Annotated in this window: 23 protein-coding genes and 1 pseudogene; 3 read left to right on the forward strand and 21 right to left on the reverse strand. The window is 62.0% G+C overall.

Annotated elements, in window-relative coordinates:
• Positions 1-168 precede the first annotated feature (168 nt).
• Together DWV00_RS34970 and DWV00_RS13875 are read right to left on the reverse strand one after the other, a co-directional pair.
• A pseudogene (locus DWV00_RS34970) lies at positions 169-386 on the reverse strand (DegT/DnrJ/EryC1/StrS family aminotransferase); the annotation flags it as partial.
• A gap of 119 nt (positions 387-505) precedes the next feature.
• Positions 506-1,717, reverse strand: coding sequence for a class I SAM-dependent methyltransferase (locus DWV00_RS13875; protein ID WP_115534150.1), 1,212 nt, complete (start codon positions 1,715-1,717; stop codon positions 506-508).
• Positions 1,718-2,198: 481 nt separating this feature from the next.
• Between DWV00_RS13875 and DWV00_RS13880 the strand changes: the two genes are divergently transcribed.
• Positions 2,199-2,627, forward strand: a complete 429-nt coding sequence (locus DWV00_RS13880) for a hypothetical protein (protein ID WP_147297895.1) — start codon at positions 2,199-2,201, stop codon at positions 2,625-2,627.
• A gap of 142 nt (positions 2,628-2,769) precedes the next feature.
• Here the strand turns inward: DWV00_RS13880 and DWV00_RS33675 are convergent, their stop codons facing one another.
• The 12 genes from DWV00_RS33675 to gspG form a co-directional block, all read right to left on the reverse strand.
• Positions 2,770-3,192, reverse strand: a complete 423-nt coding sequence (locus DWV00_RS33675) for a hypothetical protein (RefSeq protein ID WP_147297896.1) — start codon at positions 3,190-3,192, stop codon at positions 2,770-2,772.
• 119 nt (positions 3,193-3,311) lie between these two features.
• Positions 3,312-3,848, reverse strand: a complete 537-nt coding sequence (locus DWV00_RS13885) for a type II secretion system protein (protein ID WP_115534152.1) — start codon at positions 3,846-3,848, stop codon at positions 3,312-3,314.
• Between the two features lie 2 nt (positions 3,849-3,850).
• Positions 3,851-4,249 (reverse strand): type II secretion system protein, encoded by a 399-nt coding sequence (locus DWV00_RS13890; protein ID WP_115534153.1) that lies wholly within the window; start codon positions 4,247-4,249, stop codon positions 3,851-3,853.
• Positions 4,243-4,752: a type II secretion system protein gene (locus tag DWV00_RS13895; protein ID WP_115534154.1), complete on the reverse strand. Its 510-nt coding sequence runs from the start codon at positions 4,750-4,752 to the stop codon at positions 4,243-4,245. Before DWV00_RS13895 ends, DWV00_RS13890 begins: the two co-directional genes overlap by 7 nt.
• 2 nt (positions 4,753-4,754) lie before the next feature.
• On the reverse strand, positions 4,755-7,253 hold the full coding sequence (locus DWV00_RS13900; protein ID WP_245964872.1) for a secretin N-terminal domain-containing protein: 2,499 nt from the start codon (positions 7,251-7,253) through the stop codon (positions 4,755-4,757).
• Positions 7,254-7,279: 26 nt separating this feature from the next.
• The gene (locus DWV00_RS13905; protein WP_245964873.1) at positions 7,280-7,771 is read right to left on the reverse strand and encodes a hypothetical protein; all 492 of its coding nucleotides are present in this window, start codon (positions 7,769-7,771) and stop codon (positions 7,280-7,282) included.
• A gap of 23 nt (positions 7,772-7,794) precedes the next feature.
• Complete coding sequence (locus DWV00_RS13910) at positions 7,795-8,394, reverse strand: hypothetical protein (RefSeq protein ID WP_115534157.1); 600 nt, start codon at positions 8,392-8,394, stop codon at positions 7,795-7,797.
• Entirely contained in the window at positions 8,391-8,942 is a 552-nt protein-coding gene (locus DWV00_RS13915; protein WP_115534158.1) for a PilN domain-containing protein, read from the reverse strand. The genes DWV00_RS13910 and DWV00_RS13915 overlap by 4 nt, the downstream gene beginning before the upstream one ends.
• Positions 8,939-9,664 (reverse strand): hypothetical protein, encoded by a 726-nt coding sequence (locus DWV00_RS13920; protein ID WP_181885448.1) that lies wholly within the window; start codon positions 9,662-9,664, stop codon positions 8,939-8,941. Before DWV00_RS13920 ends, DWV00_RS13915 begins: the two co-directional genes overlap by 4 nt.
• Positions 9,665-9,794: 130 nt before the next feature.
• On the reverse strand, positions 9,795-11,483 hold the full coding sequence (locus tag DWV00_RS13925) for a GspE/PulE family protein (protein ID WP_115534159.1): 1,689 nt from the start codon (positions 11,481-11,483) through the stop codon (positions 9,795-9,797).
• Complete coding sequence (locus DWV00_RS13930) at positions 11,480-12,667, reverse strand: type II secretion system F family protein (protein WP_115534160.1); 1,188 nt, start codon at positions 12,665-12,667, stop codon at positions 11,480-11,482. The genes DWV00_RS13925 and DWV00_RS13930 overlap by 4 nt, the downstream gene beginning before the upstream one ends.
• Positions 12,668-12,733: 66 nt before the next feature.
• The gene (gspG, locus tag DWV00_RS13935; RefSeq protein WP_115534161.1) at positions 12,734-13,198 is read right to left on the reverse strand and encodes a type II secretion system major pseudopilin GspG; all 465 of its coding nucleotides are present in this window, start codon (positions 13,196-13,198) and stop codon (positions 12,734-12,736) included.
• Positions 13,199-13,522: 324 nt separating this feature from the next.
• On the opposite strand from gspG, the gene DWV00_RS13940 reads away from it, so the two are divergent.
• On the forward strand, positions 13,523-15,367 hold the full coding sequence (locus DWV00_RS13940) for a tetratricopeptide repeat protein (protein ID WP_115534162.1): 1,845 nt from the start codon (positions 13,523-13,525) through the stop codon (positions 15,365-15,367).
• An 8-nt stretch (positions 15,368-15,375) separates the two neighbouring features.
• Here DWV00_RS13940 and motB read toward each other — a convergent pair whose 3' ends face one another.
• The 3 genes from motB to DWV00_RS13955 all read right to left on the reverse strand — a co-directional run bounded on the left by motB (position 15,376) and on the right by DWV00_RS13955 (position 18,289).
• On the reverse strand, positions 15,376-16,365 hold the full coding sequence (gene motB, locus DWV00_RS13945; RefSeq protein WP_115534163.1) for a flagellar motor protein MotB: 990 nt from the start codon (positions 16,363-16,365) through the stop codon (positions 15,376-15,378).
• Between the two features lie 15 nt (positions 16,366-16,380).
• Positions 16,381-17,259, reverse strand: a complete 879-nt coding sequence (gene motA / locus DWV00_RS13950) for a flagellar motor stator protein MotA (RefSeq protein ID WP_115534164.1) — start codon at positions 17,257-17,259, stop codon at positions 16,381-16,383.
• Positions 17,260-17,713: 454 nt separating this feature from the next.
• Positions 17,714-18,289: a hydrolase gene (locus DWV00_RS13955; RefSeq protein ID WP_115534165.1), complete on the reverse strand. Its 576-nt coding sequence runs from the start codon at positions 18,287-18,289 to the stop codon at positions 17,714-17,716.
• Positions 18,290-18,487: 198 nt separating this feature from the next.
• Here DWV00_RS13955 and DWV00_RS13965 point away from each other — a divergent pair, with 198 nt between their 5' ends.
• Positions 18,488-19,183, forward strand: a complete 696-nt coding sequence (locus DWV00_RS13965; protein WP_115534167.1) for a TetR/AcrR family transcriptional regulator — start codon at positions 18,488-18,490, stop codon at positions 19,181-19,183.
• A 95-nt stretch (positions 19,184-19,278) separates the two neighbouring features.
• Here DWV00_RS13965 and DWV00_RS13970 read toward each other — a convergent pair whose 3' ends face one another.
• From DWV00_RS13970 to DWV00_RS13985, 4 genes are read right to left on the reverse strand one after another with little or no spacing between them, the layout of a single operon-like run.
• Positions 19,279-20,208, reverse strand: coding sequence for an alpha-amylase family protein (locus DWV00_RS13970; protein WP_425452773.1), 930 nt, complete (start codon positions 20,206-20,208; stop codon positions 19,279-19,281).
• Positions 20,198-21,697: an AMP-binding protein gene (locus DWV00_RS13975; protein WP_115534168.1), complete on the reverse strand. Its 1,500-nt coding sequence runs from the start codon at positions 21,695-21,697 to the stop codon at positions 20,198-20,200. Before DWV00_RS13975 ends, DWV00_RS13970 begins: the two co-directional genes overlap by 11 nt.
• A gap of 9 nt (positions 21,698-21,706) precedes the next feature.
• Positions 21,707-21,976 (reverse strand): acyl carrier protein, encoded by a 270-nt coding sequence (locus DWV00_RS13980; protein ID WP_115534169.1) that lies wholly within the window; start codon positions 21,974-21,976, stop codon positions 21,707-21,709.
• Between the two features lie 25 nt (positions 21,977-22,001).
• Positions 22,002-23,609: an MBOAT family O-acyltransferase gene (locus DWV00_RS13985; RefSeq protein WP_115534170.1), complete on the reverse strand. Its 1,608-nt coding sequence runs from the start codon at positions 23,607-23,609 to the stop codon at positions 22,002-22,004.
• Between the last annotated feature and the right edge of the window lie 10 nt (positions 23,610-23,619).

Here is a 23,619-nt window from a genome sequence, read left to right on the forward strand (position 1 = left end):
GTCTTTGCGATGTTGAAAGATTAGCGGCAAGGGTGCAGACTCAATCGACGGAACAGACTGGGAATTGGGCGCTTATTTCCCATTTGCTGGCGGGGTAGCGTCGGGGCGATACGCGGTCAAGCCGGTCGCTTCGAGACGGTTCATCATAGCGGGCGACGTCACTTGTTACGTGCCGTTGGCGAACGACGCGAGATATTCTGCGGCGCGGTAATCACGAAGCGCCTGCTCAAATTACCGATGGAACGGCCCCCGGCTCGTCAGCGCCTTGCTTTCCCAGATCTTTTCCAAATAGGGAATGAACTCGCCCGGCGAACCCGGTGCGGCCGCGTAACGAAAATGCGTTCATCCGCTTCCTGCGAAAACTGCGTGAAGAGGTGCCGCAGCAGAACTCGAGACCGGTCCACGGCGATGTTTGCTCAATTGTCTGTGGCGGCGGCAAGGCCCCGAGTTGATGGGGAAGGCCCCCTTTCAAGTGATCGCGGGCGCGAGGAAACGTCCATCCCGCTCACTTCACCGCGATGGCCACGGCGTAGTGCGTTTCCCCGATCTTCGCGCACTCATCGTCGACTTCCAGCAGCCGCTCCAGCAAGTCGTAGTCCTGCGCGGCGATGATGTTGTGCAAGATGTCGTTCAGCGCCAAGTGATAGATCCCGCCACCGGTCTTGTGCACCCATGCGTCCGGAAAAACCCGCGTGAGTTCGGGCAGGATGTTGACCGAATCCGCACATTCGGAGGGATCCATAGCCATGATCGCCGCCACGGGCGTTCGCTCGACCCGAGGCTGCAGCATTAGATCGGGGCGGCCCGGGTAGCGCAGGTATTGCGGTGGAATCGCCCGGCGGACCGCATTGTTGATTTCGAGCAACTGATCCGACCACTGCATGCGCGTCGGGCCGACGAAGTCGTCCATCAGCATCACCCCGCCCTTGCGCAGCACACGCCGGCTCCATTCGAGCGCCGCCTTAACGTCGAACATGTGATGCAGCGCATTGTTCCAGTAGACGACGTCGTAGACACCCTCGCCCGTCTCGGCCGCCATTCCGTCTTCCATGCGGAACGTCATGTTCGCCTCGAGCCCCTCCCGTGCAGCCTGCGCACGCCCCTGCTCCACCGCCACCGAAGAGAGCTCGAACAGCGTGAAGTGCTGAACGAGCCCGCTGCGAATGACGTTGCGCTCCTTCGATCCGGTACCGCATCCGATCGACACGCCCCGCGCGAACGGAAGCCGATCCGCGAAACGCTCAGCGGCGACGCGATGCAGTCCCGAGGACATCCCGGGCAACGACTCGCCGCACACTTTACGGTTGATGCGCTTGACGATGTAGTCGCTCTCCCACCAGCGAGTGGTCAGCGTACGTTGCTTGCTGTACTGCGCGGACCAATAGTCTCCGATCTCGTTCGAGCCTCCGACGCTGATGGATTGCTGCCCGTTCGGCAACATCGCCCCCGAAGCCTCCGCACGCACTTCGAGCGCGTTCGCTCCGTCCTTGAGCCAAGACTGCGGGTTGACGGCGAACGCGCGCGCGCCGGCAAATCCGGCAGCGGCCGCATCGGGACGCGGCTTGTCGCAGGTCGCGACGGCCACCTTCTGGCCATTGATGTAGAACGCGAGCGTCACCGCCACATCGGGCCATCCGACGAAAACCGCCCAGCCGGAGATGGAGTCGGGCGCGGCTCGGTCGAGCCACCCGGCGAGTTGGGGTAGGGGTGCATTCATGGCGGCGGGAATTCTTGTCGGGCGATCTTTTCGGGGCTATCAGCATAGCGGGCCGCCTCAAAAGACAATCGACGGAAAAGAGCGCGAATAGTGCCCCAGTTACGGCGATGCCCGCCGGTTCGGACTTGTACGGGCAAACGCGCCGCCACCCCGCTCAATCCCCGGAATAAGCCGGACCGAGGGCACATAGCCGCTCAACGACGCGAGCAGCACGGCCTTCACGCATTGGAACGGCTTCGCGGCAGCGCCGAGGCCTGGACGAGTGTGGTGTCCGACAACAGGAAATGTGCTTGTTAAGGTGGGGGCAATAAATTAAACTCTGACCCCAATAAAAATAACGTCGACCGGCGCTATTTCTATTGTGAGCCGAGGCAATCAGTGACGCGCGTCACCCGACGTGAGCATGACAGCCTTCGCAATGAAACGAGAAATCCGGGGCCATCCGCATTGCGGGTGCGTTTCTACGTTCAATAGGATCATCATGAAGAAAAACAAGTTAAAAGCTCTGGGACTGGCATTGACCGCTGCAACCGTCCTTGTTTCGACGTCAGCTACCGCTCAGTTGTCGCCCATGGGCACCCATTCCTACAACAACGGTACGAATGGCACGATGCAAACGAACACCGTCGTGTCGATTTTTGCGGCGAGTGCCAATACGAACGGCGCGATCGTACAAAGCTGTTCAGAAACCATCTGGGGCACCACCTGGGGTCTAAACACACTCGTCATCGCCTCGCCCACGCAGCCAACCCCCTTCGTGACCGGAAACATTGTGCTTTTCTCGGTCCTCGTGCCGCCGATTTCGTCGGCGACGCTCAGTCATCCGGTTTACATTCCGGCCGGCAATGGGCTGTGGGGGTACACCACTGGCAGCGGCTCGATCTATTGCAACTATGATTTCCTCAACTAGCACTGAGCGTTGACGATACGAACAATGTGTTCTGCGTCACTCAAACGGCCGCCGCACCTTCAAAGCGGCGGCCGCCGAGATGAGGTTTGCCTGAATGCGTCTAAAACATAGTTTGCGACGCGAGTCAGGCGTGGTTTTCAGATCAATTCAACACGTCATAATTGCAGAAAACCGAGCCATTCAAGCTCGTGTAAGCCCACACCCCATTCCCCGCCGGCACCAGAATAGGATATTTGAGATCGTTAAACGACCACGGGGGCGACAGAACCGAGAAGAGAATAATGTTCCCCGATTGAAACGGAGTTGGTGCCGAAGGGGCCGAGATAACAATCGTGTTCGCACCGGCAGTGGAGCCAAATACTGTCACAGCACACGTCCGCAGATAGACCCCATGAACGTTTGTGCTGGGCGCAACGATCTGAATCAATGTGTTCGACGCGAAATTCGACGAATTGAAGTTAAAGCTTCCCATGGGCACGGGATCTGCCGCCATCGCTACCGATGACGCCCCAAAGAAACCGATAGCAGCAATGGCCAGAAATTTCGTTATTAATTTTTTCATCATTGCATTTAGTGCTGAGTTAAGAAGATTTCATCCTACCATTGACAACAAATAGGGCGCAATCGTTTTGCAATGAAACTTCGACAAATCGGGCACCCACAATTTGTTTAGACCTCAGATGCCTACTTGGCCGCTCCCGCCGGATACGCCGCTAATCCACCGCTGGGCCGAGCCATACCGGGCTGATACGCCATAAACACCCACTCCTCATAACTCCGCTTGCCCTCGAACCCCTGAAATTCCGGCGGAAAATTGGCGATTTGGATCGGATGCTCCTTCGATGCACTATGTATGCCCACGATCGTCTGCCCATCGGGCGACATGATGAGGACCCAGTCCGCTTTCCCCGTCATCGGATCCACATAGATCTTGCGCAGATGCCGCACGACGTTTGGATAACGCGGATCGCGCAATAGGTCATCGAGCGTTCGTGGCTGCGTCGCCTGGAGAAGCGGCGTCGCCTGCGCATAACTCACCAACGCCCGCTGAAATTCGTCGCCGATAAAGAGAAGCTCCTTCTCAGCCATGCGCCTCTGATAAATCGCACCAAGCTCAACGGCCCCAGCAGCAGCCACTCCGATGATGGCAATAGAAATCATCAGCGCGAGATATGCAAATCCTCCCTGCGGTCTGGGCCGACGACACTTGTCCCTACGCATGCCTATAAGTCTCCGTAGGACTTTCCGTCGCGCCCTTTACCCAGCGCACCGCTCTTGATGTCGTAAACGTCGCCCTGAGCCTCTTCGGCCGGATGCACGATATGCCAGGTCTTTGCGCTCCCCGTGACCGGGTCGACCGGCAGCGACCGCAGATAATGTTTGTCCACAAGCTCCTGTAACGACTCGGGATACCGCCCTACGTCGCCATAAAACTTATCGATGGCATCGCGTGTCACGCGCAGGTTCTCGGCGAGCACCCTCTCCTTCGACGCATCGATTGAATGAAAATATTCAGGCAACGCGAGTGTCAACATCAGCGCAATGATCGAAAGCACGATCAATAGCTCGATCAAGGTGAAACCTGCTTTCGCACGCCGACGACGTTTCACAGGCATCACCATAGTCGATAAGGAACGCCGTTCAACCCGATACCCTTCGACGTCGAATAGACGTCATAGACGTCGTCGCCCTCTTGCGGATCGTCCGGCGGACTCGCATAGCTGCGCTTGCCCCAAGTGGCAGCATTGTCGAGTTCAGTGTCGTTGCTCATCGGATCGCGAGGAATCCGGCGCAGGAAATAAAGCTTATGCTGCTTCGGATCCGTTTGATCAGGCACGCCGTCCACGAGCACATCAAGACTCGGGGGATAGCCGCTCGCACCCGCCTCCATCGCGACCTGCCCTGCTTTGCTCGCAGTCTGATAGGCGTCGATTGCACTACGGATCTGATGCAACGCTCGCCGCAGTTCCTGCTCGCGCTCCCTCTGCCGCATGACCTGCGCCGGCGGAATCACGAGGGTCGCCAGCACGCCGAGAACAGCGAGCGTCACCAGCAGTTCGATCAGCGTAAAACCCGGCGCCCCGGCACGGCGACGGTATTCGCATTTGATGACCCGGCCGCCCATGGCTAATGCACCGCGATGTCGTAGGCAGGTGCCGGCACCAGTGCAACAGGCCGTCCCTCGATGCCGGTCGCTTGCCCCGAATGCATCCGAAGCACCGTCTGCGGCGCACTCGAAATTGCTCGGAAGTGCAAAACCGCGAACGCGCCCTTCGACGACGAACCCACGCCTCCGGTAACCGAATCGGCCAAAATCACGTTGCCGCTGGGATCGAGGCCCGTCGAAAATCGCGTCGGCGCCCCCCCGTGCCTCAGGAAGTCTCCTTCAACGGCATCGATGAACTGCAATTTGCTCTTGTCGTAGCTCACCATCGTCGACATGCTCGCGATCGGCTCGTGTGCTTGCGCAGCCAACGTCAACGTGACTGTATCGCCAACCTTGACCTGTTGAGCGCCCTCGATTGCCATCGTTGCAGAAGTGCCGTTCACATTCGCGGGGGTACTTCTGGCTGCGCGCGGCTGCTCGGCGCGTGCAACCGGGAGACTCGTCGATTCCTTCCCCTGGGCCGTGCCCTTGTGCTGCACTTTCGGCTCAGGAATCGACGCAGCCGCAGGCGCCGAAACGGGCGTCGCCCGCACCTCGGCCGCAGGTATCGCGACCGTCACATTCGGCGAGGACGAGGGCGAAGCAACAGCCGGCACGCCCGCCAGTCCGTTCGAGCGGATCAAGCTCTGCATACCTGTTTCCGTCCCGGACGAAAAATACGCCAGTGCAGAATCCGGGCGACGGATATTCCTGACGAGGTGGGGCGTGATCGCAAGGACGATCTCTGTGTTCTTGTCATCGTCGGAGCTAGCGCCGAACAATCGTCCCAAGACCGGCACTTGACCGAATCCCGGCACCTTGTTGCCGGACGTGCGTTCCTCGCTGTCGATCAACCCCGCGAGGACGTCGGTTTCTCCGTTCTTCAATTGAAGTACCGTGCTGGCCGTGCGCGTACCGATCTCGTAGGCCGTGGTGCCGGACGATTCGGTAATCTGGTTGAGCAAACTGCTGACCTCCAACGACACCTTGATCCCCACCGTATCGTCGAGATGAATCGTCGGCTCGACCTCAAGCGTCAGGCCGACATCAAGATAGTTGATCGACTGCGATACGAAGCCGGTCGATGTCGCCGTAGAGGTGATGTTGGGCACGCGCTCGCCGATCAGGATCTTTGCCTTTTCGTGGTTGCTCACACGAATACGCGGGTTCGTCAGCAGCTTCGCATTGGAGTCCTGCAAGTTCGCATTTGCCGTCGCCTGCAACGTCGACACGCCGAGCGAACGCGTGGTTTGGTGCAGCAAGTCGCTCAAAGACAACGCCGGCGAACCGGCAGTCGACGACGTACTACCAAACGCCGCCCCCGCGGATCCCACGGCACTGCCGAGCGGCAGCGGAGTAACGGTAACCGACCCAGGCCATGCGATACCGAGATTCTGCAAGCTGTCGCGCTGAACCTCGAGCACCTCGACCTCGAGCATGACCTCCGGCTCCGCAACGTCCTCGAGTCGGACGAGTTTTTCGGCCATCTTGATGACGTCCGGCGTATCGCGCACGATCACCATATTGAGCTTCTCGTCGAAGACGATGTCGCGTACGTTCAGAATCGTCTTGAGCGTATTGGCGACCGTTTTCGCGTCGGCGTTCGAGAGAAAGAACGTCCGCACCGCCAGCTCCTGGTATTCCTTCTGCTTGGCCGGGGTGTTCGGATAGATCAGCACCGTGTTCTCGTCCACCACTTGCTGAGCGAGTTCGTTCGTCGCCAGCAGGTAGCGCACCGCCGCTTCGATCGTGCTGTTCCTGAGGAAAATCGAAACGTGCTGGTCTGTCCTTACGTCCTTGTCGAACATAAAGTTGAGGCCAGCCGTTCGGGAAATGACGTCGAACACTTGCTTGAGTGTGGCATCGCTGAAGTCGATCTGAATGCGTTTTTGATAGGTGCGCGCTAGCGTCGCCTCGACATTCGACACCCCCTCGGCCGCGCGCAGCTTGCGTTGCAACGCAAGGGCGCGCGGCTGTGCCGGCGCCTCGGTCAGCACTTCGTCGAGCAAGCGCCGCGCATCATCGATATCGTGCTTCGCCGCCGCCGCTTCAGCTCGATCCATGAGCGCGTCTCGACGCGCAGCCTTCTCGAGTCCCGCCAAGCCTTCCAACGCGCGCTCGTTCCGCGGGTCGACGGCAAGCGCCTGCTGATAGCTCTTTCGCGCGTCGGCGGGAGCCCCGCTCGCGGCCAACCGATCGCCCTCTTCGTCGTAGCGTGCGACGGTGCTTTCGCGCACCGCGAGCCACGTCTGGCGATATCGAGCATCCTGCGGATCGCGGGCAACGGCTTCGCCTAGTTTCGAAAGACCTTCGTCGATCTTGCCCTGGGCAACCAAATTCTGCCCGTCACGATAGGCGAGCTGCGCGGCACAACCGACCAGCAGCACCGGTAGCGCGACCAAAAGCGAAAGACGCATGAAATCGGTCGCCCGGCGGTAAGCCGTTCGGAATTTGCGTTGCACGGCGGAGGGGTTACGCAAGTTCGTTTCCTTCGTTTGCATCTTTCTTAGTTGGCACTGCCGATATCCAACGTCTGAACGACGTTCTGGGGTAGATAGACCAGCGATAGCGTGGGGGGCTTGATCGATACGACGCGGTACGTTGAATCGATGACGGACTTCTCGCGCACGATAAGCGTCTCGCTTCCGCGCGCAAGATAGACCTCCCAAGCGCCGTCGGCCGCCTCCTTTCCGATGTAGGTGAATGGCATCACGGGGGTCGGCGGCGGCAATGGCGGTATGTCCGCTTGTGGAGGTGCCACGGAAGGCAACTGCGGCACCGCAGCCTGTCCTCCAAAAAGATCATGGTGCCCTTCGCTAGGAGAACCGAACAGGTCTTTTCGCGGACGCAGAGCTTCGATGCGGACGAGAGGCGCAGACGCATCTCCGGTCGTTTCTTCGGTCACGGTCGAATGACGGCGCGGTACGGCCTCGACCAATTCATCGCCCGAATTCCTGTTGGAGAAGACGAGCGACACGGCGCAGGAGACGAAGGTCAACGCAAGTGCGATGTGGAGGCGCTTCATTGCTTCGCCTCGCCTGTCACAGCGCGAGCGAGTACAGCCGCCCCAGGACGAAGAAACATCGTGAAGCGCAACTTGGCTTTGACGTCCGGCTCGCCCGCCGAGCTGCGCTTGAATTGGATATCGTCGAGCGCCGCATAGGGTGTCGCCAGCAATACGCTCTCACAGAAACGTCGAATGCTGGGATAGCCGCCCTTCACGGGCAGCGTAATCGAGTAGGTATCGAAACGACCGACCGTTTCGTGAGCCGGCGTGTACTCGCCCTTATCCAACGTCACGCCCGCATCGGAAGCCGCTTGGAACAGGCCTGTTATGATCCGCTCCGTGTGCCCGGCATCGCCTAGCGCCGAGTAAAAGGCTGCGAGTCGCTCAGCCGCTAGCGCTCGGGGAGATATCACCTGCTTCGGCAATGGGGCCGAGCGCGTTTGCGCTACGGCGAGCGCCTCGCGATCGACGCGCGCCGAGATGCCCGGTATCAACGCGAGCCACATGAATGCGCTTGAAGCCAACAGCACCGCGGCCAACATCGCGCCGCCGCCGAAGCGTCCAAAGAACAAACGAAGCCGAAGCACTGCCCGTGCAAGGGACTCCAGCGTCAAGACTCGGCCCTCCGCCACTGCGCTTCGATCTGGAAACGTATGACATCCACGAAGCCGTCGTGAACCCTTTCATGCTTCATCAAATAGACGCTCGAAATGCGAGGCTGCAGTTCGAGCGCCTTGATATAGCCGATCATCGCTTCGGCGCTGACACTCTCCGCTTCTATCTTGAGTTGCGCGCCGCTTGTATCCGGGGTGACTGACAACAGGGACACTTGCTGAGGCGTCGCGGCTTCGAGTGTGTCGAGGATGTCTGACCAGGGCAAGTTCAGTCGTGCCACCGCCGAATTGACGGCCTCGCCCCGTTTTGCGTCGATCGGCGCACTCGTGACGGCAGCCGAGCGTCGATCGAGCCTTGCCGCTCTTGCCGCTAGGCGCGCGGCTTCGCTATCGAGCGAGTCGAGGCGGTGGAAAAGCTTTTGGACGCGAACGCCCGCGAGCAGGCACAACAGCAGCCCGGCGACCGCCAGCCATCGAGCGACCGGGTGCACTCGATGCCATTCTCGCTGCACGCTGAATGGCGCGAAATCGATGCTGATCGGCTTCATGTCATCGCCCCGCTCTGTACGAAGTCGGCCGGCACTGCCGAGCCGTCGCTCGGGCCTGCCGGCCCATCGACATCGGCTGAATGCCATCGCACGTCTATTCCTTCTACGGGCCTTGCTGACTCGGACTGCAAAGCTGCGCTTGACGGCCCGCGAACATGCAGCAACGTGGGGAGCGGCACATCCTCGAGCAAAGCAGTGCGCTCAACTTCTTCGCGGAGGGAAGCCGTCGACCAATCATCGCCTCGCAGTACAAGCGTGCGCACGGCCGCGAGTTTAAAAGGCGCAGATCCCGCGATCACCCCTAGCGTCAGCACACCGCCGTTCAACGTAGCGAGCCATGCGTTGGCCGAGAGGTCGCGCCGCATGCCGTTCCACGCGACGACGAAAGCCGGCGTGACCGAGACGAGGCTTGCGCGTTGAGCCGTTGCGGCGGCCCGGAGCGCATCGAGGACACGTCGAGGAACAGCGCAAGCCAGAAACGACCCGTCGGCTTGCCAATCGGCAACCAATTGCCACGGCGCAACCGATTCACCATAAAGCGTCTGAAAGCGCATGTCGGCCGCGCCTCGCAGATCCTGCATGCGCAAGCCGTTCGCCGGCGGCGTGACCATGAAGTAGCGAACGATGTCGTCATTCAGAGTCACATGCGCGGACAGCCTGCCGCCTACCGATGCGAGCACGGCCGAGATCGAATCCTCGAGCGCGTCCGGTTCTACGGTCAAGCAGTCCGGTAACGTCCGGTCGACGGTTCGCGGTGTGGACTCCCGCGTCGCACCTACCCGTGTCACACGAACCGCAGTACGCCCGAGATCGATCCGGCAATGTTCAGGCCTCATCATTCGCGTCAGCCGCTCAAGCATTGAGAGTCACCCGTTTCACCTCGGCCAGAGTCGTCTCGCCGCACCTCACCATCGTCAGCGCTACCTCGCGCAACTGTCGCGTACCGTTCCTGCGAGCCGCTTCCTTTATGTGACGAATCGGCTGCTTTTCCACCACCATGTCGCGAATCTCGTCGTCGAGAATCAAGATCTCCGCAATCGCACGCCGCCCTCTGTATCCCGTGCCGCGGCAATCGCCGCAACCCGTCCCCTGCCGGAAAGCGAAGTCGGCAACATCGGCGCGCGTAAGTCCGAGGCGGCCAAGCTCAATATCGCTAGGAACGTATGGCGCCGCACAATGCTTGCAATTGACGCGCAGTAGACGCTGCGCCCAAATACCGTTGAGCGCCGATACGAACGCGTATGGGTCGATGCCCATGTGATTGAAGCGGCCGAACACGTCGAACACGTTGTTGGCATGCACCGTCGTGAGCACAAGGTGCCCCGTCAATGCCGATTGAACAGCGATCTCCGCTGTTTCCCGATCGCGAATTTCGCCCACCATGATCTTGTCCGGATCATGCCGCAAGATGGACCGAAGACCACGCGCGAAAGTAAGTCCCTTCTTTTCGTTGACGGGGATTTGCAAGATACCAGGTAGCTGATACTCCACCGGGTCCTCGATCGTGATGATCTTGTCCCGCCCGTTGTGGATTTCCGTCAAAGCAGCATAGAGCGTGGTCGTTTTGCCCGAGCCGGTGGGTCCGGTCACGAGCAACATGCCGTAAGGCTCTTCTGCGAGGCGACGCAGCGCCGCCAGCGACTCGCCGTCGTAGCCGAGCGCTTCGAGCGTCAAGGCGCCATAGGCCTCAATCATCGCGCGCTTGTCGAGAATGCGGATTACCGCGTCTTCTCCATGAATGCTCGGCATGATCGAGACGCGCAAGTCGATGTCACGCCCTCCTGCGGCCACTCGAAAGCTGCCGTCTTGAGGAACGCGGCGTTCCGCAATATCGAGTTCCGCGAGCACCTTCAGGCGCGATATCACCTGCTCCGCGATCTCGACGCCCTGGATCGTAGCCGCCGCGTCGAGTACGCCATCCACGCGATATTTCAAGGCCAGCCCGGTCGCCGTACTTTCCAGGTGAATGTCCGAAGCCCCGGCCTTGAGCGCGTCATAGAGCGTTGAATTCACGAGTTTGACCGCAGGGCTGGCCGCCTCGCTCACTGTCTCGAAGGACAGCACTTGCGCGGTACGCCCTTCGCCCTGTCCCTCGTCTGCCGACGTGACGACACTGTCCACTGCACGCGCGGACTCCTCCATGCGCGTGTGGTACGCCTGAAGGTCCGAAGCCAGTGCAAGCCTCAGGTCGACAGCCGCGTTCGCCCGAGTGGCAAGCCAAGTGCGGAGATCGAGGTCGAACGGATCGGTCGACACACCGATCAAGTTTCCGCTCGGGTCACGCAGTAAAGCGCACCGCCGCTGCATTGCACGCGCGAGCGACACGCGATCGAATACTGGCTGTAGCCGCAGCATCTCAGGCGTCTCGATTACATCCATCGCGAGCCGCTGTGCCAGCGCCCTTAGAAGCTCGCGAGGTTCCACACCGGTCAGCACCTCCAACTCGGCAAATATGTGACGCTGCGATGCCGATGCGGCGGCACGCGCCCGAGAGAGCAAGGCTGCGTCAAGTACCAGAGGCGTCGTCGCTTGCAGGTTCACGACAATGCGTCCGCAAGATCGAAAATCGGGAGATAGAGCAACACGACGATCGCGCCGACCACCAGGCCGATCACCGACATCAAGAGCGGCTCGAACAGCCTCGTAAAGCGGTCGATCCAGCGACTGATCTCGCCGTCGTAGAACGCGGCCGACTGTGTGAGCATGTTGCCGAGTTCGCCCGAGCGCTCGCCAACGCGCAACATGCGCAGCGAGATCGGCGTCGTAAGGTCTTCAGCCTCGAATGCGCTCGACAACGTGGCACCCGCCTGCACTGCGGCACGAGCCCGGACGAGTCGCTCGTTCAAGGCGGGCGAGATCGTGCCGCCGGCCGTCGCCATGGCGGGGACGACAGGGATGCCGCCTTCCAGCAGCATACCGAGCGTCAGATAGAGCCGCGATAGTTGATAGATGCGCAAATGCGCGCCTAGCAGCGGAATGCGCGCCAACAGGCTAACGAGACCGACTTTGGAGATCGCAGCGCGCAATGTAAAGGCGCCACTTGTCAGGCCGAGGACGATCGCCGCAAATAGCAACAGGCCATGCGCAGAGGCAAACTTGCCCCAGTCGAGCAGCGCTTGAGACATCCAAGGTAACGATCGACCTGTGCCCTCATAGATTGTCGCAAAACGCGGAACGACGTAAGCAATGAGAAAGGATGTCACGCCGCCACCCGCGACGAGCAAAATGCTTGGGTAAATCGCCGCGCTGATCAGTTTGTTTCGCACCATATCGACGCGCGATTGATAGTCGACAAATCGCTGCAGCGAGCGGGGCAAATCGCTTGTGCCCTCGGCGGCGCGCACGATGCCTACGTATAGCGGCGAAAACACGTCCGGCTGCTCGGCCAGGAGATTGGACAAGCGCTTGCCCTCCCTCAATCCGGTCAGCAAACGTTCCAACACCCCGCGCAGCCTCGCACCGCGTTCGCGCTCGAGCAGCGCTTCCATCCCCTCGACCACGGAAAGGCCGGCAGTCAGCAACGCAAGCAGTTCTTGGCTGAAAAGCACGAGTGAGAATCCGCCTCTGGACGCGGCCGGTCGCCGCAGCTTGCGTCTCGGCGCGAGTCGTGTAGCGTGCATCCCGCGCGCTTCGACTTGGCGGCGCGCATGGTCTTCATCCAGCGCGTCGACCAAGATCGAAACGACCCGGTTCTCGGGGGAAAGCGCTCTTACTTCAAATTGCATGACGCCGCACCTTCCAGTGCCTTACAGTTGGGAGCAGAGACACATCGACTTGTCAGCGCCGCAACGTCATTCGCTGCTGATATCGGCATCTTCGCCGGTACCGCCGGGCTGGCCGTCGCGGCCGTAGGAAATCACGGCATATTCCCCTTTGGTACCGGGAACCTTATAGACGTATGGGTGCCCCCATGGATCGAGCGGGACGTCTTTCTTGAGGTAAGGACCTGCCCATTTATCCACGCCGGCCGGCTTGCCTACGAGCGCGGCAAGTCCCTCTTGAGCCGTCGGATAGCGGCCCACATCGAGCCTGTAGTTGTCTAGCGCTTTGGTGAGCACATCGATCTGCGCCCGTGCAATCGTCACTTGCGATTTGCCGAGTTGGGCAAAGTAGCGTGGCCCCACGATCGCTGCCAGCATGCCGATGATGACCAGCACCACGAGCAATTCAAGAAGAGTGAATCCCCGCTGTCTACCGCCCCGCCCTTGCCTAACGCACAATATGTTGCGCAAGCGGCCGCGCCCGCTGATCCGCATTCCCCGGTCCTTTTTAGATTTATCGTCCGAGCCGCATCTAAGCAGCACTGCCCTGCAGCGCCCGCGTCTTCGAACTCGACGTACTATTGTTTGGCTTAATTTATAGGGCGTCGAACCCTAAATCGGCGTAATAGTAAAGCAAATCGGCGCATATGTGATGCTTTCCACACAATCTCCAGCGCAAAACAGTCTCTCCAATTTCTACTTCGAGCGGCCGCTCCCAATCGGGCCGACATCCGCCCCTCGATCAATCCCCGGAATAAGCCGGACCGATGCGCGCTTTTCCGCCCTTTGAACGCAGGCGGCCCGCCGTAAGCTGCGTCAATGTCCGATACTCCGACACCCCGATCCGCGGCCGACGTCGCCCCGCGCGCCATGCTGGCGCTCGCGAAGCATTTGCACGGCGCGGGCCGCTCGCAAGAGGCGGCCGAAGCACTGCGCTCGCTGCTCTCGCTGCAGCCCGGCGACGCCGAGGCCCATTTGGCTCTCGCGCTACTGCTGCACGACCAAGGCCGCCTACCGGATGCCGAAGCCGCTTATCGTGCCTCGCTCGCGCTGCGGCCCGACCACGCGGAGGCCCACAAGCGCCTAGGCAATTTGCTCATGCAGCAGGAGCGCTTCGCCGACGCCGAGCAAGCCTATAAGCAGGCTTTGGCGCTGAACGCGCAAGATGCCGACGCACTTGGCAATCTCGGTCGGTCGCTCTACGCCCAGCAGCGTCTGTCGGAGGCCGCGCTCGCCTCGCATCTTGCCGTCACGCTTCGTCCCGACTATGTGGAAGCGCAGGTCGACGTTGCCTGCGTGCTGCGAGATCTCGGCCGGCTACCCGAAGCCGAAGCGACTCTGCGTACCGCAATCGCGAAATGCCCCGAATATGCCGATGCCCATTTCAACCTGGGAATCGTGCTCGAAAAAGCAGCACGCTTCTCCGAAGCCGAAGGGTCCTATCGCGAGGCGCTGAAGCTGCGGCCCGACGCGGTCGCCGGATACAACAACCTCGGCAATGTGCTCCAGCAATCGGGCCGCCCGCTGGAAGCCGCCGAAGTCTACCGGCAGGCGCTGGCGCTGAACCCGAGTGCCGCACCGAGCCATTACAACCTCGCCACCGCGCTGCGCGCGCTCGATCTTCCCCACGAAGCCGAGCCGCATTACCGCAGCGCGCTCGCGCTAAAGCCCGACTATTTCGACGCGCAGTTCGGCCTCGGAACGCTGCTGCTGAGTCTTGGCCGATTCGAGGAAGGCTGGCGCCTGTTCGAATCGCGCTATGCGCTGCCGCGCTTTCTCCACTACAAGACGAAAGCGATGCTGCCGCTGCCGCAGTGGCAAGGCGAATCGCTCGAAGGCCGCTCACTGCTCGTTTGGCAGGAAGACGGTTTAGGCGACGTGATCCAGTTCGGGCGCTATCTGCCGCTGCTCAAAGCGGCCGGTGCGAAGCGTGTCGACATGGTTTGCGCGTCGTCGCTGCATCGGCTGTTCGCAAACGTCGAAGGCGTCGATGCGTTGCTCACACACGATGCCGCGAAGGCGCAGTACGGCGATTACGATTGCTGGACCAGCCTGCTCAGCGCGCCCGTGCATCTCGGCACGACGATCGACACGATCCCTCCGGCAAACTACTTGCAAGCCGATGAGGCACGAGCGGCGCATTGGCGAGAACGGCTTGCTGCCGCACTGCCGCCTGGGCCGCGTATCGGTTTGGTTTGGAAAGGCAATCCGCGCCATCACAACGACGCGCATCGTTCGCTCAACTCGCTGTCGTCGCTGCTGCCGCTGTGGAGTATTCCCGGCGTGTCGTTCGTGAGCCTGCAGAAGGGGCAAGACGAGGATGAAGCGCAAAGGCCGCAGGCGTTCCAGCCGCTGCTCGCGCTGGGCCACGAGCTGACGGACTTTGCCGATACGGCCGCATTGATTGATCAGCTCGATCTCGTCGTCTGCGTGGACACGTCGACGGCGCACCTCGCCGCCACACTCGGCAAGCCGTGCTGCGTGCTGCTGCCGTATCACGATCCCGACTGGCGCTGGCTGCATGGACGCAGCGATTCGCCGTGGTACCCGTGCGCGATGCGGGTCTTTCGCCAACCGCGGGAGGGCAACTGGTCCGCACCCGTGGAGGCGATCTTGCAGGCCGGTTTGGAGTGGTTCGCGGCGCAATCGCCGCGGGTGGCGTAACGATCAGTTCAAGACGCGTTCGCCGCGACCACCGGCGGCCGCATCGCGATCGGCTTCACCGCGTTTTGGAGAGACGGCACGGCAGGCAGCGAGTCGTTGATCGTCGTCGTGCGTCCGCCATCACGATAGAACGCCATTTCGGCCGCGTGATTCATGACGAGAATGCTGATGCGGCGGTTCGTCGGCGCATTCGGATCGTTGCCCTGCAGCGGCTGCACATCGGCTAGCCCCCGCACCTGCAACAGCTTGTCGAGCCGCATGCCGCCCGCCACGAGCTCCCGGCGCGCGGCGTTCGCGCGGTCCGACGACAGCTCCCAGTTCGTATAGCCTTGCTCGCTGCCTTGGTATTGGACGTCGTCGGTGTGCCCCGCAATCGAAATGTGGTTCTCGACGTCGTTCAGCGCCGAGCCGATCTGCGTCAGGATCGTGACGGCATACGGCTGCATCTTCGCGCTTCCGGATGCGAACATCGGCCGCTTCTGCGAATCGACGATCTCGATGCGCAACCCCTCGCTCGTGATCGAAATCCGAATCTGGTCCTTGTACGCATTGAGCGCGGGCACGTGTTCGATCAGCGCAGTGAGTTTCTGCTTCAACTGTTGCAGCCGCTGAAGCTCGTCGGCGGCCAGTTGCGGCGTCGCCGTCTGCGTCGGCGGATTGGGCTGCATCATCGAACCGACGCCGGGACGCGTATCGGCGATGTTGCGTCCGCCGCCCTGCACGATGCTCGAAGGCGTCGCGGGGCTGGACTCCGAACCCTTGAACAGCGCGGACAGCGGCGTGTTGAAGTACTTCTCGATCCCTTCCTTGTCGTACTTCGACGTGGAGCCGAGCAACCACATGAGCAGGAAGAACGCCATCATCGCCGTGACGAAGTCGGCGTATGCGATCTTCCATGCACCACCGTGATGGCCTTCGTGGTCGCCGCCCCTCTTGCGCCGGACGACGATGCTCATCGGCCGCTTGTCGGCGGCGTCTTTGGAAAGTCTATCACCCATGATCGACCGCCCGCTTTAGGAAGAAGCGGCCGGCTTCGAGACCTTCGTCGCGCGCACGGTGTCGTCAAGTTCTTGGAACGTCGGGCGATCGGTCGTGAACAGCACCTTGCGGCCGAATTCGACTGCGACGGACGGCGCATAGCCGCTCAACGACGCGAGCAGCACGGCCTTCACGCACTGGAACGGCTTCGAAGCCGCGCGGCCTTTCGCGTGCAGCAGATCGGCCATGGGCCCGATGAAACCGTAAGAGAGCAAAATGCCGAGGAACGTGCCGACGAGCGCGGCGGCGATCATCTTGCCGAGAATCGCGGGCGGCTCGCCGACGGACGCCATCGTATGCACGACGCCCATGACGGCCGCGACGATACCGAATGCCGGCAGGCCGTCGGCCATCTTCTGCAGCGCGTTGGCGACGACCGACTCTTCGGCGTGATGCGTGGTCAGCTCTTCGTCCATCAAGTCCTGCATTTCGAGAACGTTGATGTTGCCCGTCGACATCATGCGCAAATAGTCGGTGATGAAGTCCAGCAAATGATGGTCGCCGGCGATCGTCGAATACTTTTGAAAGAGCGGGCTTTGGTCGGGTGCGTCGACGTCGGCTTCGAGCGCCATCATCCCTTCCTTGCGGGCCTTCTGCATGAGTTCATAGAGCAGCGCGATCAACTCTAGATACTTGGCCTTGTCGTAGCGCGGCCCCTTGAAGCAGGCCGGCAGGCTCTTGATCGTCTTCTTCAGCGTGGTGACCGGGTTCGCGACGACAAAGGCGCCGAACGCCGCGCCGAAAATGCAGATCAGCTCGAACGGCTGAAGCAAGGCGAACAGATGCCCGCCCTCGCCGACAAAACTGCCGATCACGGCGCCGAGCACCATGAGCCATCCGATAGCGACAAACATAAATCTCTCTCCAAAAGCTGCGGCCGTGCATGGTACCTACGTACCCGCATACCTGCATGGCGCGCGCGAAGCCGCGACGAACGGTTAGTTCGTAGTCCTATCGGTTTTTTGAGCGGGAGGCGGCTCGATAGAGCCCGTGCTGTGCGACCGATCGCGACGAGGGCGGCGCCGCGGCCTCGTATTCGTTCATGCCTGGCTAACGGCTGAAAGAGTCGATAGCTAAAGGGTTGACAGTAATTTAAAAACGGGGCCGTTGAATTTTCTTTGCGCGCGATCAGCATTTATGACCGATCGCGCGCTTCGTTTGATTTGAGTCAAGGCCGAGCGGCGGCATTCGTGTTAATCGTTAGCTGCTCCGTTTCGCTCGAGCCTCACCACTCGTCATCGCTAGACGCGGCTTGAACCTTACAACGCCTATATGAAAAATAATCGTAAGCGATGACTCAAGCGAGCGTTATGCCTTGATGGCCGCGAGCACTTCATCGGTTGTGCGCACGTGACCGAGCCGCGGGAAGATGTAGCGGACTGACGCTTCATGTTGTTCGGTGGAGGCGCAGCCCATGGCATCTTCGGCGAATACGATGGCATAGTTGGCCTCGAATGCGGCCCGCGCGGTCGATTCGACGCCGATGTTCGTCGAGATGCCACCGAGCACGATCGTTTGGATGCCGCGCCGGCGCAATTGCAAGTCGAGTTCGGTGCCGTAGAACGCGTTCCATTGCCGCTTCGTGATCAGGATGTCGCGCTCGCTCGCTTCCAATACCGCGGGGAAGGTCCACCAGTTCTCAGGCAGCGCGGCCGGCATCGGCGCGGCTTGATCGACGCTTTGCCGCAGCACATCGCCGTGATCGGGGCTCGGCCCGACGCGCACGAGCACCACGGGCGCGCCTACTTCACGAAACCGCTTCGTGAGCCGCACGCTCGCTTCGAGCACGGCATCGCTCGTGCGCGGGCCTTTCGCGAAAGGCAGGATGCCTTCTTGCAAATCGATGAGGACCAGCGCGGTGGTACGTGGATCGATAGCGTTCATGGTGGATCCCTTATGTTCAGTTGATGCGGGGTTGATCAAGTCGAGCCGCTCCGAATCCAGTCGAGTCGCGCTCGGGTCGGACCGAACGAGTCGGCTTGCAAGCGCCCGCAGCCGGCGATTGAGCATGGCCGACAAAACGGGTCTAATGGCGAAGGTGCCCTCATACGAGGGTATCCTCACAAAACGGAGTATATGAGGATGTCCTCACAAAATGCAAGTCGTGCGGACGACGACGCGCGGGCCGATGCCAAAACCCCTCGACGGGAGCGGGGACGCGCGCGGGTGGCGGCGCTGCTCGACGCGGCGGGCGCCGAGTTCGCCGAAAAGGGGTTCGACGCCGCGACGATGACGGCGATCGCGGCGCGCGCGGGGGCGTCGATCGGCTCGCTCTATCAGTTCTTTCCGACGAAGGATGTGCTTGCCGATGCTTTGCTCGAGGCGTACTTGGCGACGTTGATCGGCGATCTGCAGCAATTGCGCGAAGAGGCGCCTACGCTCGACGCCGCCGGTTTGGCGCATCGCCTTGCACCTGCTTTGATCGCGTTCCGGACGGCGCATCCGGCGTTTGCGCCGCTCGTCGAGACACCGGGCCGCTCGCTGCCGGCGGCGGTCGGCGTAAGGCAGCGTCTACGCGGAGAGATTGCCGCCGTGCTGTGTGCGAAAGCGCCGGGCATGAAAACGGCGGAAGCGCAGGTCCGCGCGGCCGTGGTTCAGCAACTGATGAAGGCGGCTATCGCGATCCACGGTGAGACGTCGTTCGCGCACCGTGCGGCGGTCATCGACGAGTTGGAGCGGATGATGGCGGGGTATTTGGAGGAGATGTTCCGTGGGGCGGACCAAGATAGCAAAGCCGCAGCCGCAAAATTGTCCAGGAAGCCTTTGCGCTCACGATGAGCAGTACGCCACTTTGTTGACTTTTCCTCTGATTCCGCGCGTACATCGATAAGTGTTGCTGCTCGACACCATGCTGGCATAAAGCGCACTGCCCCTCACCCACCCGCCCGCTCGACTACCTGCCGCACGAGCGATGGCGACACGTAATGCGGGCCATCGAAGAGATAAACGCGATACCCGCGATACGCCTCGAGCTGCGGCGTCAGTTCCGCCGCGTTCGCCGCGCGAAACCCTCCGCCCGGCAACCCTCGAAACGCCTCCGCGATGATCCGTACACGTTCGGGTCCCAAGCGCTTGGCGAGCGCATCGGCATAGCCGCGCGCGACGGCAGGATCTCGCACGTAATCGCCGCACCCGTCCTGGAAGAACACACCGACATCGCGCGGCAGCCAGCTGTCCAACCAAGCAGCCAGCGCCGCCCCGCCGATATTCGAGTTGTCGTAGACGCTGATCCAAAGCGGCTTCGGCAATCGCTCCAGCAGCGGCGCGAGCGCGCGCGCATTCTTCCAAGTCGGATCGACCTCGACCGGGAAGTACCAACCGGAAACGTGCATCGGCCAGCGCGCCGAAGCAAGCGCGCGCGACTGCGCCGCCAATCGCGGCAGATGCGTACGTGCCTGGGTCTCGTCGAAGCGACCCGCCAAACCGACGATCACCTCGCGCGCCCACGGCTCCCTGCCGATACGCTTCCAATCGGGCAGCCGCGACGCAATTTGCAATCCCTGCGCCGGCACGAGCGCTTCATCATCCACGGCCGTCCACTGCACGAGCAAATCGCTGACACCCAGCGCATCCCAATCCCCGTGCGGGTTCGCATGCGCATTATCGGGCTGCCAGACGATGCCTTGCGCGAGTTCCGGCCGCGCGATCACCGGTTCCATGTGCGCAGGCGGTGCGGCTTCGACGGCCCCCGCTGCCGACACGACAATCGCACCAAGGGCGACGACTGCAATCCGCCGCCAACCTCGCACCGATCGCATCACGCGCGTCAAGCGCATCACCCGCCCCACCGCGCTATCGCCCATTGCCATTGCTCTGCGACGCCATCATCGCGTTGCGGTAATCCTCGGCAAGACGCGCGCGGTCGATCTTCGCGTTGACCGTCAGCGGCAGCATCCGGCAAGCGATCAGTTCCGACGGAATCATGTACGGCGGCAAACGTTCGCCAAGCCGCACCCGCCAATCCGACGGCAGCGCAAGCTGCGCCCCGCGTTCATCGTTCGCCCCCGTTTCGACGAAGGCAACGATACGGGCCACCGAACCGTCCGCACGCCGCAGCGGCACGGCCGCCGCATGCGCCCCACCCGGCATCGCGGCCAGCGCCGAATCGATCTCCGCGAGTTCGATCCGATAGCCGTTCAGCTTCACCTGATCGTCCATGCGGCCGTGGCAAAACAGCAAACCATCGGCATCGACATCGCCTACATCGCCCGCACGAAACGCTCGCCCGCCGTCGCGCTCGAACATCTTCGTCGCATTGAGGTCGGCTCGATTCAAATAGCCTCGCATCACATAGGGTCCTGCGATGCAGAGTTCGTTCTGATCGATGAACACCTCGCCGCCGCGCCGGGAGAACCCGATCGGCAAACGCACGGGATGCGCTTCGAGCACGGCATCGTCCACGACGATCCACGTCGCCGCGACCGTCGCCTCGGTCGGCCCGTAGGTATTGATGATCCGAGCGCCCGGAAAACGCTGGCGCAATCGGCGCGCGAGCGAAACTGGCAGTGTCTCGCCGCAGAACAGAAACGTGGACAGCGACGGCAGCGATGCCTGCTCGAAACGCGGATCGAGCAACTGCTGCTGCGCAAACGACGGTGTCGAAACCCAGCTAGTCACGCGCGCTTGCGCCAGCGCTTCGATGAAGGCAGCCCCGGGCATGCACGCCGCACGCGACATCATGACGATCGTGCCGCCGAGCGCGAGCGTGCCGAATACCTCGTACATCGACAAGTCGAAGCTGAACGGCGCCTGATTCAAAAAGACGGGCGACGGGCCCAGCGCGAAGTCGAGGTTCATCCACTCGGCGAGCGATGCGACGCCCTCACGCCCGATCTGGACGCCTTTCGGGTCGCCGGTCGTCCCCGAGGTGAACTGCACGTACGCCAGATTCGTTTCGCGAAGCGCCGGCGCGCGCGTGTGGCCCTCGGCCGGCTCCGCGTCACCGTCCAATCGCTCGAAGCGCCCCGTTCGCGCATCGAAGTAGGCCGATGCCGCAAGCGTCCGCGCGATACGGCGCATGCGCTCGTCGGGATAGACGGTGTCGACCGGCACGAACGGCGCGCCAAGCATCAGCGCGCCGGCCATCGCGACGAAGAACCCGGCTTCCTTGTGTCCGCGCACGATCACGGGCACGTCGCGCCCGAACCCCTCGGCTCGCGCGGCATCGCACCAGACAGCGGCGCTCGCGGCCAGCTCGCGCCAGCTCAGCGTTGCATCCGCGGCAATGACGGCCGGCGCCTCGGGACGCAGATGGGCATCGACAAAACGACTCTCGGCAAGATCGAAACGCATCGCGGCCGCCTATCGATTCGCCGTGTTGTCGGCGATGTATTCGGCGAGCGTCGCCACGCTCGCCAGATGCTCGGCGATCTCGGTCGGCGGAAGCCGCACGCCGAACACCGTCTCGACATGCAGCACGATCTCCACGGCGAGGACCGAATCGACCAGCCCCGATTCGATCAGCGCGGTGTCGGCATCGACCCGCCTCATCACGACCGACTCCACGAGTGCCCGGGTTTGCTCGAGCAATTCGGCTTGGGACGAAGTGTCTTTGTCTTGGCTTGACGTCATCGGGATCTCCTTCGAAACAAAACGATCAAAACTGGAAATAGAGGAAGCGCACTTCGCCGTGCAACTGCGAAGCGCACACGAGCAGCACGAGCATCACCGTCGCCGTCCAGCGAAACGAAGGCGACCATGCGAGGCCTGCCGGCACCGCATTCGATGCACGCTCGAGCGCCGGCGAGAACCGCCCCATCCACTCGTGCGAATTCGGTGCGAACCAGGCAATCGCGAGCAGCACTGCCACTTGGGGTGCCGGCATCGCGCGGCCCATCGCGAGCCGCAGCCAAGCTAGGCCGTGTGCGCCTGCGTCGAGCGGCGGCCAAGCGCTCGCGCCGAAGCCGCGTACGCCCGCCATCCCCTCGAGCATGGCGAGCGCATCGCCGATGCCGTGCGCACGAAAGAACACGAACGCGACAAGCGCGGCAACGAACGTCACCAGCACGCTGGCGACATGGCGCAGCTTCTGCGCCCCAATACCCGGAGGCGCCGCGGTGCCTTGCACCGTTGCGCGCCAATTGCGCCACGCGTGATTGATCGTCAGATAGCCCGCGTGCAGCAAACCGTAGATCAGGTACTGGAGGCCCGCGCCGTGCCAAATCCCCGCCAATCCCATCGTGTACAGCGTCGGCACCGCGACGGTCATGGCGAAGCCCGTCGGCGAGCGTTGCGCCGCGCGGCCGATCGGCAAACCGCGCGCGGCGCGCCGCCGATTGATCCGCATCGACAGCGGGTAGTAGAGATACGCCGTGAGGTAGCGCGTGAGCGTGATGTGCCAGCGCTGCCAGAAATCGATGATGCTCGTGGCCCTGAACGGCGAGTTGAAGTTCAGGGGGAAACGCACGCCGAACATCTTGGCCAAGCCCACGGCCATATCCGAGTAGCCGGAGAAGTCGAAGTACAACTGCAGCGCGTAGGCAAGCGCCGTGCCCCAAGCCCCCCAAGCGCCCAACGCGGCGGGCGCGGCAAAACCCGCATCGGCGTAGGGCGCGATCGGGTCAGCCAGCAGCAGCTTCTTGGCCAGCCCGATCGCGAAGACGCTGGCCCCGATCGAAATGTTTTCGGCACGCAGCCGGTAAGTTTCGGGCTGGGCGAACTGCGTCATCATCTCCTTGTGATGCAAGATCGGCCCCGCGATCAGATGCGGAAAGAACGTCACGAATTGGACGAAACCGAGCGCGTCGGAGCGCTTGACGATGCCCGCATGGCAATCGAGCAAGTAGCCGATCTGCGTGAACGTGAAGAAGGACACGCCTAGCGGCAGGATGACGCTGCCCGACGTCTGCGCGAGCCAGCCGTGCGCCGATAGGCCAAGCCACTCGACGAGCGCGCAGGCCATCGCCGACCAATACTTGTAGCGCACGAGCACGCCGATATCGACGCAGATCGCGGCCGCGAGCCACATGCGCCGGCCGCGCGAGCCGGGCTTGCCGGCGAGGATCGCGCGGCTCATGCCGTAGTTGAATGCGATCGAGGCCAGGAGCAAGCCGACGAATGCCGGCGCCCAAGCGCCGTAGAAGATGAATGACGCCACGCATAGCCATGCGGCGGCGAGGCGCGGAGCGTACGCGCCCGCCGCGTAGTAGACGGCCAGCGCGATCGGCAGAAACAGCGTCAGAAAGACGAACGAGTTGAACAGCATCGGTGTCTTT

The sequence above is a fragment of the Trinickia dinghuensis genome, assembly GCF_003367175.1.
Taxonomy (GTDB): domain Bacteria; phylum Pseudomonadota; class Gammaproteobacteria; order Burkholderiales; family Burkholderiaceae; genus Trinickia; species Trinickia dinghuensis.